Source organism: Marinicella sediminis, from assembly GCF_002000055.1.
Lineage (GTDB): Bacteria > Pseudomonadota > Gammaproteobacteria > Xanthomonadales > Marinicellaceae > Marinicella > Marinicella sediminis.
The window spans coordinates 1-944 of sequence record NZ_MVBD01000036.1; the positions used below are offsets into that span (position 1 = coordinate 1).

Annotated in this window: 1 protein-coding gene; it reads right to left on the reverse strand. The window is 56.1% G+C overall.

Features of this window, described 5'->3' with window-relative positions:
* A partial coding sequence (locus B0475_RS17340) for a polyketide synthase (protein ID WP_198538373.1) occupies nt 1-944 on the reverse strand: 944 nt, incomplete at both ends.

The window sequence follows — 944 nt, forward strand, 5'->3', positions numbered from 1 at the left end:
ACAAACGTCTGGGCGTGCATCTTCAGCTCAGCTTCATAGGCCGCATCGCGCACCACAACCTGTGAAGTTGTCCATTGCTTTTTCAAAGCAACCAATAACTCACGCGGATGACTGGCCACCCGCCGGGCCAGTGAAACCGCCGCAGCCAACACCGATGATCGGGGCAACACCCGTTGCAACAAACCCCGTTGTTTCATCTGTGAACCGCTGAGCGACTGACCACTGAACAGCCCTTCTCTACCCAAATCAACACCCAAAGCCGATGGCAACACATGCGTCGCTCCGGCACCCGGTGTGAACCCATAATCCATGTATGGACTCAAATACTGACTTTCTTCGCTCAACAAAGCCACATCAGCAAACAACCCCAACACCAGCCCCGCACCAATCCCGTGACCTTGCAACGCCGCAATCACCGGCACATCACAGTCCATCGCCAACTGGAACACCTTGCGATCTGTGAACTGCTCGCGCCCTTCGTGGATCGCCAACAAAGTTTCCTGGGTACCCCCTGAACAGAAGTAATTACCTTGACCGGTCAACACAACTGTCCGGCAAGCTGGGTTTTGATTGATCTGAGCAAAGGCTGACTCAAGGCCTGCAACCAGGGCGTCTGTGAGCATGTTATTGGCCGCAACATCCTGCATGTGAACCTGCACAACACCCTGCTCATCCAGCTCAAGGTGAACCACATCGCTGTCCAGTTCAAGCGCCTCAGACCTGGCCCTGGAATCATCCTGTTCAAACCACGCCGGAACCGCAGCCAACAAATCAACCGTTTGCTGTACCGACCAGCCCTGCAACGACAGCACCTGCGGGGTGGCCAAAGCAGCGTATGCACCGCCCAACTGCAATCCTGCAGCCAAGGCGTCCTCTGAGGCCCGAACCGACCTGTCACGGGCTTGTAAATCTGCACCCGTGTGGACCTCACCACCCAACAGCAG